At 56.8% G+C, this 17,252-nt stretch carries 15 protein-coding genes; 10 read left to right on the forward strand and 5 right to left on the reverse strand.

Translation table 11 applies throughout. The annotated features are described in order from the left end of the window. Positions 1 to 17 precede the first annotated feature (17 nt). Both ACFPU0_RS04780 and ACFPU0_RS04785 read right to left on the reverse strand, forming a co-directional pair. On the reverse strand, positions 18 to 920 hold the full coding sequence (locus ACFPU0_RS04780) for a LysR family transcriptional regulator (RefSeq protein WP_377691638.1): 903 nt from the start codon (positions 918 to 920) through the stop codon (positions 18 to 20). 110 nt (positions 921 to 1,030) lie between these two features. Next, entirely contained in the window at positions 1,031 to 1,567 is a 537-nt protein-coding gene (locus tag ACFPU0_RS04785; RefSeq protein ID WP_377691639.1) for a 2,4'-dihydroxyacetophenone dioxygenase family protein, read from the reverse strand. A 550-nt stretch (positions 1,568 to 2,117) separates the two neighbouring features. Here ACFPU0_RS04785 and ACFPU0_RS04790 point away from each other — a divergent pair. After that, entirely contained in the window at positions 2,118 to 3,422 is a 1,305-nt protein-coding gene (locus ACFPU0_RS04790; protein WP_377691640.1) for a DUF5623 domain-containing protein, read from the forward strand. A gap of 127 nt (positions 3,423 to 3,549) precedes the next feature. Here ACFPU0_RS04790 and ACFPU0_RS04795 read toward each other — a convergent pair whose 3' ends face one another. Next, the gene (locus ACFPU0_RS04795) at positions 3,550 to 4,965 is read right to left on the reverse strand and encodes an amino acid permease (protein WP_377691641.1); all 1,416 of its coding nucleotides are present in this window, start codon (positions 4,963 to 4,965) and stop codon (positions 3,550 to 3,552) included. A 576-nt stretch (positions 4,966 to 5,541) separates the two neighbouring features. Between ACFPU0_RS04795 and ACFPU0_RS04800 the strand changes: the two genes are divergently transcribed. The 5 genes from ACFPU0_RS04800 (at position 5,542) to ACFPU0_RS04820 (ending at position 13,710) form a co-directional block, all read left to right on the forward strand. Further along, positions 5,542 to 6,975, forward strand: a complete 1,434-nt coding sequence (locus tag ACFPU0_RS04800; RefSeq protein ID WP_377691642.1) for an aldehyde dehydrogenase family protein — start codon at positions 5,542 to 5,544, stop codon at positions 6,973 to 6,975. 4 nt (positions 6,976 to 6,979) lie between these two features. Further along, a complete protein-coding gene (locus ACFPU0_RS04805; protein WP_377691643.1) occupies positions 6,980 to 7,783 on the forward strand; it encodes a shikimate dehydrogenase family protein in 804 nt (267 codons plus the stop codon). Between the two features lie 14 nt (positions 7,784 to 7,797). Continuing rightward, entirely contained in the window at positions 7,798 to 9,399 is a 1,602-nt protein-coding gene (locus ACFPU0_RS04810) for a GMC family oxidoreductase (protein ID WP_377691644.1), read from the forward strand. A 115-nt stretch (positions 9,400 to 9,514) separates the two neighbouring features. Beyond that, entirely contained in the window at positions 9,515 to 12,568 is a 3,054-nt protein-coding gene (locus ACFPU0_RS04815; protein WP_377691645.1) for an FAD-binding and (Fe-S)-binding domain-containing protein, read from the forward strand. 320 nt (positions 12,569 to 12,888) lie between these two features. After that, complete coding sequence (locus tag ACFPU0_RS04820) at positions 12,889 to 13,710, forward strand: DUF2971 domain-containing protein (RefSeq protein WP_377691646.1); 822 nt, start codon at positions 12,889 to 12,891, stop codon at positions 13,708 to 13,710. 53 nt (positions 13,711 to 13,763) lie between these two features. Here the strand turns inward: ACFPU0_RS04820 and ACFPU0_RS04825 are convergent, their stop codons facing one another. Next, positions 13,764 to 14,234 (reverse strand): GIY-YIG nuclease family protein, encoded by a 471-nt coding sequence (locus tag ACFPU0_RS04825; RefSeq protein WP_377691647.1) that lies wholly within the window; start codon positions 14,232 to 14,234, stop codon positions 13,764 to 13,766. A gap of 130 nt (positions 14,235 to 14,364) precedes the next feature. Then, positions 14,365 to 14,847 (reverse strand): helix-turn-helix domain-containing protein, encoded by a 483-nt coding sequence (locus ACFPU0_RS04830; RefSeq protein WP_377691648.1) that lies wholly within the window; start codon positions 14,845 to 14,847, stop codon positions 14,365 to 14,367. Between the two features lie 156 nt (positions 14,848 to 15,003). Between ACFPU0_RS04830 and ACFPU0_RS04835 the strand changes: the two genes are divergently transcribed. The 4 genes from ACFPU0_RS04835 (at position 15,004) to ACFPU0_RS04850 (ending at position 17,149) form a co-directional block, all read left to right on the forward strand. Continuing rightward, complete coding sequence (locus ACFPU0_RS04835; protein ID WP_377691649.1) at positions 15,004 to 15,465, forward strand: hypothetical protein; 462 nt, start codon at positions 15,004 to 15,006, stop codon at positions 15,463 to 15,465. A 61-nt stretch (positions 15,466 to 15,526) separates the two neighbouring features. Continuing rightward, a complete protein-coding gene (locus ACFPU0_RS04840) occupies positions 15,527 to 15,907 on the forward strand; it encodes a hypothetical protein (protein ID WP_377691650.1) in 381 nt (126 codons plus the stop codon). A 100-nt stretch (positions 15,908 to 16,007) separates the two neighbouring features. After that, positions 16,008 to 16,277, forward strand: coding sequence for a hypothetical protein (locus tag ACFPU0_RS04845; RefSeq protein WP_377691651.1), 270 nt, complete (start codon positions 16,008 to 16,010; stop codon positions 16,275 to 16,277). A gap of 176 nt (positions 16,278 to 16,453) precedes the next feature. After that, a complete protein-coding gene (locus ACFPU0_RS04850; protein ID WP_377691652.1) occupies positions 16,454 to 17,149 on the forward strand; it encodes a helix-turn-helix domain-containing protein in 696 nt (231 codons plus the stop codon). The last annotated feature ends 103 nt before the right edge of the window (positions 17,150 to 17,252 follow it).

Consider the following 17,252-nt stretch of genomic DNA (forward strand, 5'->3'; position numbering starts at 1 on the left):
CTCTTCCTTTGGGCGCTTCAGAGCGTCCAGGGATGCGACCCCAATTTCTCCTCCAGGAAATCCCGGAACACCTTGATCCTGGGGCTGAGATTCTTCCGGTTGGAATAGATCATGTAGATCGGTTCCTTGATACCCAGTCGGAACTCACCCAGCAGCGGTACCAGCCTGCCTGCCTTGATATCGGCGCCGATGTGGAAGTCAGCCAGTCTGACAATGCCGGCGCCGGACAACGCCATGTCACGTAGAAGATCACCCTGGGCAAAGGTGGACTTGGGGGCAACAGGCACCGTCACCGGCTGCCCGTCTACGTTAAAAGACCAATTGTTCCAGGGGCTGTCGAAGCTGAAGTTGAAGCACGTGTGCTGCAACAAATCTTTGGGATGCTGAGGCTCTCCGTATGCTTCCAAGTATGCAGGCGCGGCACAGGTCACCCATTCGCTTTCACCAATCTTCCGCGCCACCCGGGACGAGCTGGGCAAGACCCCACTATGGATTGCCAGATCCAATCCCTGCTCGAACTGGTCGACGTACTGGGCGCCCACCTGAATCTCCACGGACAGCGCGGGGTACTGACTCAGGAACTCCGATAGCCACGGCACAATTTGATGCTTGGCGAACGTAGTCATGGTGTGAAGCCGCAAGGTGCCACTCACCCTCGACGGCAACGCTTCTGCCAAGGAGTCCGCTTCCGCCATGGCATCCATCACTGCTCTGGCGCTACGCAGATACGCATTGCCTTCTTCGGTCAGGGTGAGGCTACGGGTTCCGCGCTGGAACAGCCGCACTTGAAGCCGATCCTCCAAGCGAGAAATGAGCTTGCTGATCGCAGACGGAGACATGTCATGAGCTCGGGCTGCCGCTGAAAAGTTTCCGTGTTCGGTAGCCCAGATGAAGGCCAGCATCTGCGAGTAGTTATCCATGAAGTCACCCAGCGCTCATGATTACTTCGATGATATCAGGCCATCCCATCCCGCCTTGCCCGCAAAGAAAAAACGCGCCAGAGGCGCGCTTTTTCGGGGGGGAGCCAAGATCAGCGAATGAACTGCTCGATGTAGTCGTCCGGCAGGCCGATCTCTTTGTAGTGCTTACGCGCGGCTTCGAGCTTGGTGAACACGTCCTCGTAGCCGACAGCAACGCCCTGCGGATCAACGTAGGTGTAACCACCTTGAACGTGGAACCAAGTGATCATCTCTTCCACATCTTCCGGCACGAACAGGGTGTGGGTTTCGCCCGGCGGCTCGTAAGCGAAGGAGCCCTCTTCGGCAATCCAGTCGTGTTCCAGGTAGTACCAGCGACCCTTCAACACGATGGCGTGAACCGCGCCGGTGTGGCGATGACGCGACAGGACACCAGCCTGACGCACCCGCAGCAGGTTGATGTAGTAACCCCCACTCACGCTGAGCAGCAGCGGCTTGAAGGAAACGCTATTGGTCACAGGTACCCAGAGCTTGTCGTCTTCCAGCCACTTGGTCATGACTCCCGGATGCACCATGTCGGGCGACATGAAGGGCACCTGGGGCAGTTGGTAGGGGATTGCGAGTTCATCGGGCTTCGGCGCGGCGGTCATCGTAGGTTCCTCAAACAGGAAAAGTCTAATCACCGGAGCCGAAAACTGCTGCTTGGGTCTCCAGTTGCAGGCAGCGTATTTCAATCAAGCATTCACAAAAACTGCTTGAAAGTCACACTAGGTGTGATCGTGGTTCACAGCTGTCGGAAGTGATGGGGCGGGCGTCCTGAAGCCAGTAAGCCTTGGACACACTATCTTCGGCGCGAGGATGCCAGCCGTGCTAAGAAACGATGCGACGTTTCCTGGTTGACCTAGAGCCGACCGATGTCTTGGCCTACTTGCGAGCCAGAGCCATGAGCGCTCTGGGAGCAAAACAGCAGGATGCCGGCCGATGCTGTCCGGGGCATGTGGCTTCGCGAAAGCCGGAGCCTCTTGCTCTGAAACTGCCCTGTTGTTAGATTGAGGTCGCGCTGGGTAGGCGCAACTCACCCGTCCGTGGCAGCTGGAAACGGCACTACCCGTAGGATCTCAAGCTCAAGGCCATGATTTTTTCGAGGCCCCGTAGCGGCGTAGGCGGGTGACGTTTGCAAAGAGGGGCGGAGAAGAATACATGCGCCATCTCCCTCAATCCGTACTTCCTTCCACCCTTTCCGGCATCAAACGGTTGGCGAAGTCCATCAGCCGGCAGGATCAAATCCCACATTTCCAAGCGCTTGACGTAGTTGCTCAACGCTGCGGCTATGAGAATTTCCATCATGCCCGGCGCACTCTGGAGCGTGCGGAAGCTTTCGTCCCCTTCAAGCATTCCCACAGCATCTTCCTTTCCGCCTACTGGCGCGATGCGTCGAAGAAGCCGGTGGACGCAGGTCTTGAAACGCTCAAAATCGAATTGCCGAGGCCGCTCCTTTCCTTCCTGCTAAAGCATCAATGCAGCAGCGCTCGCAATCTCGAAGGCTTCTACATCGAGTACGAAGACCATGTCGAAATGCGTTCGAATGCGGATTCGCAGGAGCGGGCTCGCAAACTCCTTTACCGGGCAGCGCTTACCTTGCAGTTCATTGAAGCAAGCGGGCTTCGTCCTGCGACGACTAAGCTTCAGCGGAAAAGCATGAAGCGCGCAGAGGCGCTTCCCCGTATAGATCACCAATCTCGTTGGGTGGCGCAAACCGGGCAATGGATTGTTCTGGATGAGCCTTATGAACACGTCCTTGAGCAGCCGTATTTGGGGGCGCGGGAGGCTTGGGTAACGGAACAGAACCTGCACTGGGCAAGGCCTGCCTGGAACGGGCTCTATTACCCTGGTCGCGCCATCCCCCATCTGATTGCGGCCGACCGGGCGCTGCTCGACCAGGTGGTAGGGGTTGTAGAGTCCCTGCCATCGGTTGTAGCGGGAGATTTGGTTGAGTGGGCAGGGGTCACCCAGGAGTACTGGTCTCAATTTGTGAGTCCCGCAAGGCAAGCCGCTGGCACTAAACGCAAGCCGCGTCTCGGTACCACGTATGGGACGAGCAAGAACGCTGTTGAGTACGTGCGTCGTGTGGGGCACCGCTCATTGTGGCGCCCTGATCGGCCTATGAGTCTGGCCAATCACGTTGTGGTGGGTGAAGAGTTCAAGCGCCTGTACTTGTCCCCCACGCCGTATGCAGCGCATCGGAAGCTCGGCGCCATTCGGTCAGAGCTCGAAGACTGGATGTATGCAGAAGACCGCTGGGAGGAGCGCGAGAGTACGGAGAACGATGTCTACTACGGCGGTGAAGAAACCGTGCGCTACCAGACGGTTGAAGATCAGTTGATGGCCGTGGATCGAGTGCACTCGATCCTGGTCTCCTCGTATCCCGACTGCACTCCGCTGCGCAGTATGCTCAAGAATCTGGCTGCTGCGCGTGTGGCGATGGTGGGCGCGTCCGGGCGATAGCGTGCCATCCGAAGGAGGAGCAGGGTTTCCTTCGGGCACTCAATAGTCACAGCATCAAAAAAAGCCGCCGCAGGGGGAGCCAGCCCTCCTAGCGGCGGTTGAGCAAGAAAACTCAGAACGTGGTGAGTCAGGCGAACGCGGGGCGTGAAGCTGCCTGCGCGCGTTGGCGCGAAATCTCAGGTTGCCGGCGTTGCAGAGCGACGCCAATGATCACCAGAACGCTGGCCAACCCCAACGTCGACAGCAGTTCCACGCGATGCCCCGGGAAGATGGCCATGATCGCGAAGATGGCCATGATGAACGCGATGGTGAAGATGGTGAGGTACGGGAACATCCACATCTTGACCTCAAGCTCTTTACCCTCAGCGATTAGCTTTTTGCGCATGCAGAGCTGAGTTACGGCGATGACCAGGTACATGAGCAGAGCGATGGCACCGCTGGTTGCCAGCAGGAATTCAAACACCGCTTTGGGCAGGATGTAGTTGGCTGCAAGGGCCACCAGTGCGGCCGCCGTGGTGCAACTAACGGCAACGAGTGGTACGCCTTTGCTGGACGTGCGGGAGAGGCCCTTGGGAGCGTCGCCACGGATCGACAGCGAGTACGACATGCGAGAGGCGGTGTAGATGGCCGAGTTGAGGCAGCTGGTGACGGCGACCAGTACCACAACGCCCATGATCTCGGCCGCGCCGGGGATGTTCATAGCGCTGAGTACAGCTTGGTAGGAGCCCTGGGACAGGCCGGGGGCATTCCACGGCACCAGACACACGACCACAAACATCGAGCCGAGATAGAACAGACCCAGGCGCCAAACCACCGCACGAATTGCCTTCTTGATGTTGGCCTTCGGGTTCTCGGATTCAGCTGCTGCGATAGTGACCACCTCGCTGCCCTGGAAGCTGAACATCGCCGTAAGCACCGCAGCAACTATCGCCACGTTGCCTTGCGGAGCAAACCCGCCATTGGAATAGAGGTTTTGAATGCCACTGGTAGAAGAGCCCGGCAGCATGCCGAAGATGGCCAGCACCCCGAGGATGATGAAGGTGACAATGGACGCAACCTTGAAGAACGAGAGCCAGTACTCGAGCTCCCCGTAGTTCCCCACGCTCAGGCAGTTGGTGCCCACCAGCACCAATGTGATGCCCAGTGCTGCAACCCAGTGTGGGATCCCCAACCAGGCGCCAAGAATGTTCCCGGCAACGATGGCCTCAATCGCGATCACCAGGACATAGAACCACCAGTAGAGCCAGCCAATGGAGAAGCCCGCCCAGCGGCCCATTGCCTGATCCGCATAGGAGGAGAAGGAACCGGTGTCCGGTCGGGCAGTGGCCATCTCGCCCAGCATCTGCATGACCAGCACGACAATCGCCGCAGCAACAAGGTAGGAGATGATGACTGCCGGCCCTGCGGCGGCAATTGCGTTGGACGAGCCCACGAACAAGCCGGCTCCAATGACGCCACCAATCGAGATCATGGTGACTTGTCGGCCTTTTAGTCCATGGCCCAACTGACCGCTCTTTTGGCCAGCGCAGTTTCTCTCGTTCATCGGCTATACCTCGGCACGAAGGACTGTTTTTGTATTTGTTCCATCGCCTGGCGGCGTGGTCGGCAAATGCTACAGATGAACGAAAAGTCGATAACCCCAGCCAAACGCATAGCGGGTATGACGAGAATTCACAGCAGCGGTCAGTAGGGAGGCGATGGCTACGACACGTGTATGCGCAAGGCCGCGCCACATCAGGCCTACAGCTCTCCCGTGATCCCCATCAGGGAGCTGATACAGGCCCTGAAAGGAGGCGCGATGCTCTTTGGCTTCTGCCGGTGCGCATCTAAATTTCCAAGCAGATGAATGAGTTGGCCATTAGGTGATTTTCGTCATATCCGCTATGACGCCCCGTCACAGCTGAATGCCTAGACTTGGTAAATAGCCTGAAATACTGTTCGGGCCACGAGCCCCAATTCGCCTGACGCCTGCTGATAGCGCCTGAGCGAATCAGGAGCTCGCCACATAACTTTCTGGGTTTTGAATATCACTTTTTCACGGAACTTGTTTTCGCGCCTTTCTTCGTCCTGAGGAAAGTGTTTTCACCCAGCTTCACCGCTGCCATCCACAGGAGCACGTATGCATAAGAACTACATAGCCGGGGAATGGGTTTCAGGTGCTGACATCAATCTGAATATCAACCCTTCCGATACCAACGACATCGTCGGCGAGTATGCGCGGGCGGATGCCGCCCAGGCTGAGCTTGCAGTTGATGCGGCATACGATGCTGCCCAAGGATGGCGAAAGTTGACCGCCGAGCAACGCAGCGATGCGTTGGATCGAATTGGCAGCGAGGTGCTGAGTCGCCGCGAGGAGCTCGGCACTCTGCTCGCACGCGAAGAGGGCAAGACCCTCGCCGAAGGCATCGGCGAAGCGGTGAGAGCCGGGCGCGTCTTCAAGTTTTTTGCTGGTGAAGCGCTGAGGCTTTCGGGTGAGCGCCTGGTCTCGATTCGCCCCGGGGTTGAGGCGGATGTTCGCCGCGAGCCGGAAGGCGTGGTGGGGATCATCACCCCTTGGAACTTCCCCATTGCGATTCCTGCATGGAAGATTGCCCCCGCACTGGCCTTCGGTAACTCCGTCGTATTCAAGCCTGCCGACCTGGTTCCCGGTAGTGCCTGGGCCCTGTCCGAGATCATTGTCCGAGCCGGCCAGCTTCCGCCCGGCGTATTCAACCTGGTGATGGGGCCGGGATCGAAGGTCGGTGACGTCTTCGCCAAATCGAAAAAGGTCAAAGCCATCACCTTCACTGGCTCGACCGATACGGGGCGGCGAATCGGCATGGCCTGCGTCGAGCGCGGGGCCAAAGTCCAACTTGAAATGGGCGGCAAGAACCCGCTGATCATTCTGAATGACGCCAACCTCGAGCAGGCGGTCGAAGTGGCGGTATCGGGCTCCTACTTCTCGACAGGACAGCGCTGTACCGCATCCAGCCGACTGATCGTTGAAGACGGCATCCATGACAAATTCGTCGCGGCGGTTGCTCAGCGACTGGCTGGTCTCAAGGTCGATAACGCACTGGCGGCAGGCTGCGACATCGGCCCGGTCGTTTCGCAGGCGCAACTCAAGCAGGACTGCGACTACATCCAGATCGCTCGCGATGAGGGTGGCCGAGTTGTGTTCGGCGGAGAGCTTCTCCAGCGTGCCACTCCTGGCTACTACCTCTCTCCGGCGCTGATCGTCGATACCGACAATCAGATGCGGATCAACCGCGAAGAGGTGTTCGGGCCAGTGGCGAGTGTCATTCGCGTGAACGACTACGACGAGGCTGTCGCTGTTGCCAACGACACCCCGTTCGGCCTGTCTTCCGGCATCTGTACAACCTCGCTGAAGCACGCTACGGACTTCAAAGAGCGCTCCACCGCCGGAATGGTGATGGTGAACGTTCCCACTGCCGGTGTGGATTATCACGCGCCCTTCGGTGGGCGAAAGGACTCGAGCTACGGCTCCCGCGAACAAGGTAGCTACGCTCGCGAGTTCTACACCTCCGTCAAAACTGCCTACACCCTCGCGTGACGCCATGACCAATATCAACAAGATCAGTGGCAACACCAAGGTATTCGCCATCCTCGCTGACCCCATTCACCATGTGAAAACGCCTGGGGCCATGAACAGCCTCTTCGCTGAACGTGGAGATGACAGCGTGCTGGTTCCTTTCCACGTGGCTCCGGAAGATCTGGCGACCGTTGTCGCCGGCCTGCGGGGAATCCGTAGCCTAGAGGGCTTTATCGTTACCGTCCCGCACAAGACCACCATTGTCGATCTCTGCGACTCGGTAACCGAGGCAGCAAGAATCGTCGGCGCGGTGAACGTCGTAACCAGAACCAAGGAAGGCAAGCTGCACGGCGATATCCTGGATGGGGCGGGCTTCGTTGCCGGTCTGCGGCAAGCGGGCATCGAGCCGAAAGGCCTCTCTGTCTACCTCGCCGGTGCCGGCGGCGCTGCCAACGCAATCGCCTTCGCCTTGGCAGAGGCCGGTGTGAAGCGCCTGACCATCGCCAACCGGACAGCCGAAAAAGCGCAAGACCTCGTCGAACGCATCGCCGGCTCCTTCTCCTCCGTCGAACTCGCTGTCGGCACCGCTGACCCGTCAGGCCACGACCTGGTCGTCAACGGTACCTCGCTGGGTCTACGACCCGGTGACGCCTTGCCCTGCGAGGCAAGCAAGCTGACCCCGAACCAGATCGTGGCCGAAATCATCATGCAGCCGGCCATTACGCCGCTGCTGGCAGCCGCCAAGGAGGTTGGCTGCCGAGTGCATGAAGGTCTTCCGATGCTGCTTTGCCAGATCGAGCTGATGGCAGCGGCGATGGCGTCCAAATAAGAACGAGCGTAACCATGAGCACATTCGACTACATCATCGTTGGTGGCGGCACCGCCGGCTGCATTCTTGCGGATCGTCTCACTGCCTCTGGGCGTTTCCGTGTACTGGTTTTGGAAGCTGGGGGAGAACCCAATGGCTTCTGGATCCCCATTCCGGCGGGCTTTAGCAAGCTGCTGACCAACAAGGAATACAACTGGCGTTTCAAGACCCAGGCGGAAGAAGCCACCTTGGGCCGTGAGATCTCGGTGCCGCGAGGAAAGGGGCTGGGCGGCTCGACGCTGATCAATGGCGGCATCTATGTGCGCGGCCAGAAAGGTGACTACGACCAGTGGGAAGCCCTTGGTGCTAAAGGCTGGAACTTCGACACCCTGAAGCCCTACTTCAAGAAGTTCGAGAACTACGCTCGCGGCGACGGCAATCGTGGTCATGAGGGCCCGATGCATATTCATCAGGTCAGCGAGCGCTTCCCTGTGTCCGATGCGTTCATGCAAGCAGCACATGAAGCTGGTCACCGGTTCAACGAAGACTACAACGGTGAAGACCAGACCGGCTTTGGTTACTACCAGGTCATCCAGCACCAAGGGCGTCGCTGGAGCGTTGTGGATGGCTACCTGAAGCAAGCTCGTAAGCGCGGCAACCTGAAGATCGAGACCAACGCACATGTGCTGCGGATTGAGCTCGAGGGCCAGCAATGCAGTGGCATCACCTATCGGAAGAACGGCAAGGAGATTACGGTCAAAGCAGCCCGCGACGTAATCCTCTGCGCGGGTGCCATCCAGTCGCCACAGCTCCTCGAACTGTCGGGCATCGGTCGGAGAGACGTTCTCTCGAAGGCCGGCATCAAGGTTCGCCACGAGTTGAGCGGTGTCGGCGAAAACTACATCGACCACTTCGCGACGCGCATGAACTGGCGCCTCAAGGACGGCTTAGTCACCCTCAACGAGATGGCTCAAGGCTGGAGGTTGGGACTGGCTGTTGCAGAGTACTTCACCAAGCGTACAGGCATCCTGACGCTGGGCACCGGTTTGGTACACGGCTTTGTGAAAACCGAAGCCTCCATGCCGACTCCTGATGTGCAGTACTTCGTCGTGCATGCGAGTTACGCCAACGCGGCGGAGCGCATTCTGGACAAGCATCCGGGCCTGACCATCGGCGTCAGCCAACTGCGCCCGAAATCGAAAGGCAGCATTCACATTCAGTCTGCCGACCCGAATCAGATGCCAGCAATCCGCCCCAACTTCCTGGCCGAGGAAGAGGATCGGGTGAGCCTGATCAATGGGATGAAAACCGCTCGCCAGATCATGGAGCAGCCTGCCATTCGTGATCTCGTTCAGTCAGAAGTGAGCCCGGGTAACGGAACGCGCAACGATAGCCAATGGTTGGACTTCGCCCGCGAGAATGGCCAGACCATCTATCACCCGCTAGGTACCTGCCGGATGGGCGAGGACGCTGATGCCGTGGTGGACTCGTCGCTTCGCGTGCGTGGCTTGAAAGGTCTCCGTGTCGTGGATGCTTCGGTAATACCCTCCATGGTCTCGGGGAACATTCAGGGAGCAGTGATGGCGGTTGCGGAGCGCGCGGCTGACCTGATCCTGGCGGGAGCTAACCACTCCTGACCCCATGCGGAGGACGACTTCGTCGTCCTCCCTCTCCTCCATCACCAACGTCCCTCCTGAGGCGTCTGCCCGGGTTGTCGACTCCTCATTCCTTTCCTACTCAGGTTGACTCTCCATGATTGCAGTCTTGCCCCCCAATCGTGAACAGCATGCGCAGTACGATGAGTTTCTGCGTGCACTTGAGATCAAAGGATTTCGAGGTGAGATCGCTCGGGACTACGGTGCTCGTACGGTGTTGGCCACTGATAACTCGATCTATCAGCGATTGCCTCAGGCGGCAGTTTTCCCGCTCGACCAGGCTGATGTTGAGATCCTCGCGAGACTCGTCGCGCAGCCGGCTCACCGAGATGTTGTGCTCACGCCTCGCGGCGGTGGTACAGGCACTAACGGCCAGTCGCTTACCGACGGGGTGGTTGTGGATCTGTCTCGTCACCTGAATCGCATTCTGGAAATCAACGTTCAGGGGCGCTGGGTTCGCGTACAAGGCGGCGTAGTGAAGGATCAGCTCAACGCGGCTTTGAAACCGCACGGACTGTTCTTCGCACCAGAGCTGTCGACCTCCAATCGCGCGACGGTTGGGGGCATGATCAATACCGATGCGAGCGGTCAGGGCAGCTGCACATACGGTAAGACACGCGATCACGTACTCGAACTCTCCACTGTTCTACTGGGCGGCGACTTCCTTAGCAGCAAGGCGCTGAACGAACGCGACCTGCAACTTGCGAAGGGGCGTGCTGATCGGATCGGAGAGATCTACCGATGCGCCACCGGCATTGCCGACCATCAAGCCGACCTGATTGCGGCCACGTTCCCAAAGTTGAATCGTTGCCTGACCGGGTATGACTTGGCTCATCTGCGCGAAGCAGACGGACGCTTCAATCTCAACAGTGTGCTGTGTGGTTCTGAGGGGTCGCTCGGTTTCATTGTCGAGGCCAAACTCAACGTGCTGCCGATTCCTCGGCACACCATCCTGGTGAACGTTCGCTACGCCAGCTTCATGGACGCACTTCGGGACGCCAAGGCCCTGATGGAGCTGAAGCCGCTGTCCATTGAGACGGTAGACTCGAAGGTGTTGCTGCTGGCCATGAAGGACATCGTCTGGCATGGCGTCGCCGAGTACTTTCCAGAGAGTTCAGACACCCCAACCCTTGGCATCAATCTCATCGAGTTCTGTGGCGATGATCTCGCGGCCCTCGAGCAGCGTGTCCATGAATTCATTGAGCACCTGAACTCCGACCAATCCGTCATCCGCCTGGGCCACACCTTGGCAATCGGCGAAGGTGCCGTTAAGCGGGTCTATGCCATGCGCAAGCGGGCAGTCGGGTTGCTTGGAAATGTGCCAGGGGAAGCACGTCCGCAGCCGTTCGTTGAGGACACGGCAGTGCCCCCGGAGAACCTCGCCGACTTCATCCAGGAGTTCCGCGCACTGCTGGATGGGTACGAGCTCCAGTACGGTATGTTCGGTCATGTCGACGCGGGTGTGCTGCACGTACGGCCGATACTGGATATGAAAGATCCCGCTCAAGCGGCGCTGGTTCGCCCAATTTCCGATGCGGTGGCCGCCCTCACGCACAAGTACGGTGGTCTGCTCTGGGGGGAACACGGCAAGGGACTTCGCTCCCAATATGTCCCCGCCTACTTCGGCGAACTGTACCCCGCCCTCCAGGAGCTCAAAGCCTCGTTCGATCCATTTAACCAGCTCAACCCCGGGAAAATCGCCACGCCAAAGACAACACCTGCGGCGCAGTTGACCCTTGTGGATGCTGTCCAGTTGCGGGGAGAGCTAGACCGCACTATCGACGAGCGCGTGTGGGCAAGCTACGAATCGGCCGTTCACTGCAACGGTAACGGTGCCTGCTACAACTACGACTTCGATGATGCGATGTGCCCGTCCTGGAAGGCCACCCGCGACAGGATTCACTCACCCAAAGGGCGAGCCTCGTTGATTCGGGAATGGTTGCGTCTTCAGGGCAAGAATGGCGTCGACGTACTCGCGGTCAGTCGACAGGTGCGCTCATCGATTGGGATTGCCAGCGTCGTACGTCGCACCGCTAATTCAATAGCTCGCCTGGCTGGTCGTGAGGACTTCTCGCACGAGGTTTACGACGCGATGGCTGGGTGTCTGGCCTGTAAGTCGTGCGCGGGACAATGCCCGGTGAAGGTGAACGTTCCGGAGTTTCGGTCTCGCTTTCTTGAGATCTATCACAGCCGGTACCTGCGTCCGCTCAAGGACTACCTGATTGGCTCGCTTGAGTTCAGCATTCCCTATTTCGCCAGAGTCCCGCGCGTCTACAACGCCTTGATGGGAGCCCGTCCAGTGCGCTTCCTTCTCGAGAAGCTCGCCGGGATGGTGGACAGTCCTCTGCTAAGCCGATTCGACTTCCAGTCGGCATGTGAACGTTGGGGCGTTGAGATCGCCACACCAGAAAAACTCGCAGCACTGACCGCCGACCAGCGCAAGCACAGCGTTGTGCTTGTCCAGGATGCCTTCACGCGCTACTTCGAAACCCAACTGGCCGCAGACTGGATCGAGCTGATTGCCCGACTCGGCTTCCGCGTTTACCTGGCTCCATTTTCTCCAAATGGAAAGCCTCTCCAAGTCCAAGGTTTCTTACGGGCGTTCGAGAAAGCGGCTCAGTTCAATGCGAAGTCGCTGCGTCAGTTGCAGGACTACGGAGTACCCCTCGTAGGCCTGGATCCTGCGATGACCCTCGTCTATCGGCAGGAGTACCGGAAGACCCTGGGCGACCAGTTGGCACCGAACGTGTTGTTGCCGCAGGAGTGGCTGGCCACCTCCCTTCAACCGCTGCCCCATATGCCGCCTGCCGAAACCTATAAATTTCTTCCCCATTGCACTGAAAAGACCAACGAACCAGGCAGCATTGGCCTCTGGCAGAAAGTGTTCGAGCAGATGGGATTGAAGCTCCAGGTGCTGCCGAGCGGGTGCTGCGGGATGTCCGGCACTTATGGCCACGAAACCAAAAATGCGAAAACCTCCGAAACCATCTACAGGCAGTCGTGGAATCCGCTGGTAGAGGCGCATGCCGCAGAAGGGCGATTGGTCGCGGATGGCTATTCGTGCCGCAGCCAAGTGAAGCGCCATGAGGGTTTACTTATCGCTCATCCGATACAGGCATTGCTCAGCCACGTTCGCACGCCGGTTCGGTAACCTCAACCCGAGTCGGCTTAAGGAAGACTGTAGCCATATCTCTCGCCGCCCCCGCACGTTTCAGTCCGCAGATGGCCACGTCGTAGAGCTCTGACTCATCCACTCGCGCCGCATGCTCCAATCAGGTGTCCTGGGCGCACCTCAGGGGACGGAGTGTTCCCTTGCCCCTGCGTGATCCACCGCGTGTCATCAGTGGGGTAATCTACTGTTTCACCACTGCCCTCCACTAGCTTCAACGCGTCGTGTTATGCACCACATGGACGCACCGTATGGCGCTTACTTATAGTTAGCCCTTCTGTGGAATGCGTTCGGGGGAAATCGTGGCATCTATATATAAATATACGCAGTATAGGTCGGAATTTTTCGATAATTTCTTTCTCAAATTATCGAGGTTTGGGGATTTTAACGACCCTTTTGAGATGGTCATGGGGAATTATTTATATTCCATCTCTCAAGAAGAGCATGATGAAATCATGCAGTCATCATGCGTGTTATCTGACTGTGCCTCATATATCGATGCTGCGGGGGATGCTCAATGTGGTGTAAGAGCCAGTGTGGGTGTCTTATGCTTCGCGTCAAAAGAAGATAATTTGTTGATGTGGGCCCATTATGCTAACAACCATGAAGGGATCTGCATTGAGCTGGATAGAAATGCAGACCTATTCAATGGAAAGTACAAGGATGCTCCATCGCCTTTTTCGAAAGGAAAGCCTTCAAAAGACTGCTACGAAAATATAGGTGTGCTAAGGCCCGTTGAGTACAAGATTGAACGGCCAACATACCTGGATCCACGAGAGCTTGAATATAATACAGAATCTTGGTTCGTTAAGTCGCCTGAATGGAGTTACGAGAAAGAGTTGAGGTTACTCCTTCCTATCGATCACGCTCAGAGTCAGATAGTAAAAGGTAAAGTCCTGCTCTTTTATGCCCTTGAACCAAATATGATCAAGTCGGTGATTCTTGGATGCCAAATGCCAGTCGAGCAGAAAAAAGAAGTGAACGAGAAATGTCGTGCTCTTGGCATTCGAGTTAGGGAGGCCTTCATCCACTCTCACCAGTTTAAGCTGGATATTGTCGACTATTGCGAGCACAATCAAAGTAGGTACATAAATGAGTATAACTTAAGCCGTGTAACACGTTGAAAAGGGGCATGGAGCGAAGTGAGTGACAGTTGAGCGCGCTGTTAGCGCTTCGCTCAGAATTGTGGATAGCCGCACCTTAAGCAGTTTTCTGCCCCGAGTGCGTCATTGTAATGAACTCCGCCACCCCAACCGCATCGGGGGCAAAACTCTTCAATTTCTGTGTCTAACCACTCCCACGGCCCCAAGTACTCTGGAGTCGCATCCTTATCGCAGCCAAGAAATTTTCCTACGTTAGATTGAACGCAAATGAATGATGATGTGCTTTGAGATTTTAGCTCTTCAAGAACATCGCATGGCTCGATAGAAAACCACTCTCCATTTAGATTGTTTCCCTTGTATTTACTTTGAAGATGCTTTTCTAGAGATTTGTCAGCGCATTCAATCCAGCCCATAAGAGCAAGCTTTCTTGAGTTTCCGGTTTGAAGGGTTTTAATCCTCTTGCTGGGGTTATTGCTGAACCCTATTTTTATTCGATGACTTTTGTTTTCTTCATTTTCAATGATGAAATATGTGTAAGCTTTCATATGGGCCCAACTACTATTAGGCGACACGCCATGTCGCGATTCTTGTCGTGATAGCAGGCCGAGCAACGCTTGATTTAATGCGCTAGGAGGGAACGCATTTCCCATCAGCGACTGTCAGAACGCGTTCGTCTTACTCGTCGTCCATGCCTGTATCGCGTGCGGGCTTCGTCCAATAGCGACGAATAGTTCGAACTGTTACACCCAAACGACGTGCGATCTCCGGCTTCGTGAGGCCATCGGCTTGCAAGCGCCGCGTCTCATCGCGTGTCTCATCCGCTTTCCGGCCTCTGATACCTCGGGCGGCATCTTCCAGAGCAACACGTTCAAAGCGCCCAGCATCGATGAGAGAACGGAATTGCGCTGTGCTCGAAGCCAGGTGCTCTTCAACATCTTGATTGGCAAGGCGCGCTTCCACGACCAAGAGCAACTGGCTGGGTGTGACCCCAAGCACGCCGCAGAGCGCCATCAGCGTATCGATCTTGATAGTAGCTAGCCCCTTCTCAACCTGACGCAGATGCATCTCACTGATGACTTCTGCACAAGCATCATGGGTAAGACCGGCTTGCAGCCTCACGTCCCGAATCACCTCGCCCAAAACCTGCTCGTAGCGCATCTCTTTGAATCCAAAAAGAAAGCATCAAGCCAGCTTTGACGGGACATATCCTATTGCCGTAGCATTACCTTGTGTCCCGCCAGGTGTGCCGCATACCTGAGGTATCTGTCAATTGTTGCCAATTAAATGCTGGTTCAGGGCCGGCGAGGATTTCTGATGTTCACGACTCACCACAGCCACGAGCTGGGCTTTATGCGGTTCTTCAGCGAAGACCGTACGTACTGGAGAATGGTTGAACGAAATGAGCTAACGCCGTGGTTCCATTTGACGCTGTGCTGCTTCGCCGACGGTCAAACCTCGACGCACACGGTTATGCCAGGCGACGTGTCGCTGTTCGTTGACTTGCTAAACCAGCCAGAAGGCCCTGTCCAAGTGGTCGATGTGCAAGTAGTCACTCCGGAGCGGCTGAACAAAAAAGGGCGTTGGCTGATGGAGCCTTTGGCGAAACTGGAGCTAGCAAAAACTCCTGGCCATGAAGTCGCGCACATCTACACGACAGTCGATGGCCATGCCTACTACGACCTGCCGGACGATACGCTGAAACTCGAGCAGCTACGCGACTGGAGGGTGCTCTATGTGCGTCCGACTGTGGTGCCTGCCATGGCCACGCCGCACTGAGTCCATACGGATCCAAGCGAACACACCGGGATTACTAGCCACGCCGGCCAACGGAGAAAGGATGGACACGGTGTATGCAGGCCGGCTCGTGAGGCCAATGTCAGGGAAAGTTAGGAGGCGGCTCAAAGAGGCGATGTCGCACGCCTTCGTCGAGCCCGTCACCGGATACCTGACTCACGTCCGGATCGTTTCTGCGAGCGGTCTTGGTTTTGTTTATGGGCATGTTCGCGCCGACGTGTTTGGCCGTTTCGCGGATGGGCATCTCATCAGAACATCTGACGTGAGGTATGCCAGGAAGGAAGGGCCGTTCTGGGTACTGACGACGTTGAACAGCCGGTACGTCATCGTGTCATTCAAGAAATACGAGGGGAGGCCCTCCCTTCAGTATTTCCTGAAGAACCTACAGTCTTCTGTACACCTCACGCCGGCTCGACTCCAATAAAGTCGGATGTATAACTAAGTTTCGCCGAGTTGGAAACTACCAGGCAATCAATCGCAGTGTTAAAATAAGAACTATAACAACAAACCAAAAGAGATAATCCATGTCCTCCTTAGTCGAGTCTATCATCACCCGCGCAGAACAAGATTTTGGGGGATGGATTAGCGACGACGAATCTCCCGAGGAGTTTGCCGACGAAATGAGGACAAAGCTTGATGAGGACATGTGTTCCGAGTTCTTTTACAAGAACGGCCGATGCAAGATCACTATCGATGAATGGCACGCCGCGCTGGATGAGATTTATGAGCTTGCGCTTGAATTTGCGTACGATTATCAAGAGCCAGAACTGTCTCCGAGTGAACTCGGACTATAGAAAAAACTAGGTATACAGGGAGCCCTTAAAAGCGTGGCCCCCCATTGCCTGGATGAGCCAAACCTCTTTAGCGGGAGTCAAGCCTAGCTGTCGGCTCACTGTCGTGCGACTGTCGTGTTACCCGAGGAAGCCTCACTCCATACTCGGCCTCACCCACCACACTGAGTGAGAGAAAAATGAATACGACCGAGATCCCCGAACCACGTCTGCTAACGAAGGCCGAACTCGGGCTGCTTGTGAAGCACTACCGCGAGATGCGGAAGTGGTCGCAAGAAACCTTGGCCAGCATCGCCAAGGTGACGCCCCGGACAGTTCAACGTGTAGAAGCTGGCTCTGGGGCAAGCCCTGACACCCTCCGCGCACTGGCAAACGCTTTCGATTTCGAAGACATCGACCTATTCAACAAGCCCTATCCCATCCTCTCGGACGATGAGCTTAAGGCCGTGAAGGAGAAGTTCGAGAAGGACTTCGTTACGCTGAAGGCCCACCCTGTGACGACGGGGAGGCAGTTGGCAAAGCTAGCCGAGGAAAGTGCGGCCGACTTGATCGAACCGGCCTTCGAAATGAACCGCGAAGCAGTGGAGACCTTCGCACAGCTTGCGGATTATCTGCGGGAATTCCGCGACTGCGCTGATGTGTACTCCGAGACCAGTAAGCTTGAGGTCTACGATGAGCTCCAATCCCATATCAGTCTGCTTTCAGAACAGGGGGTAGGTCTTCGGTACGCGACGAGAAAACTCAACTTCAGCTGGAAGTCGGACGCTGACGGGCAGCGCGCGATACCTGTGACCGTGCTGTACGTGATCGGATTCCAACTCGGTGAAGAACCTGATGAATTCGTAACCCCAAGGTCTGCCAGATTGGGAGTTTGAGTGAGCTTGAGGAGGCGCAGCAGTGTCCTTGCGGCCATCCCACCCTGGCCGACCTACTCGCTCGCTCACTGTTCCTGGCATGGTTTGGCCCATCCGGAATGGA

The organism is Pseudomonas sp. GCM10022186 (genome assembly GCF_042656385.1).
Lineage (GTDB): Bacteria > Pseudomonadota > Gammaproteobacteria > Pseudomonadales > Pseudomonadaceae > Metapseudomonas.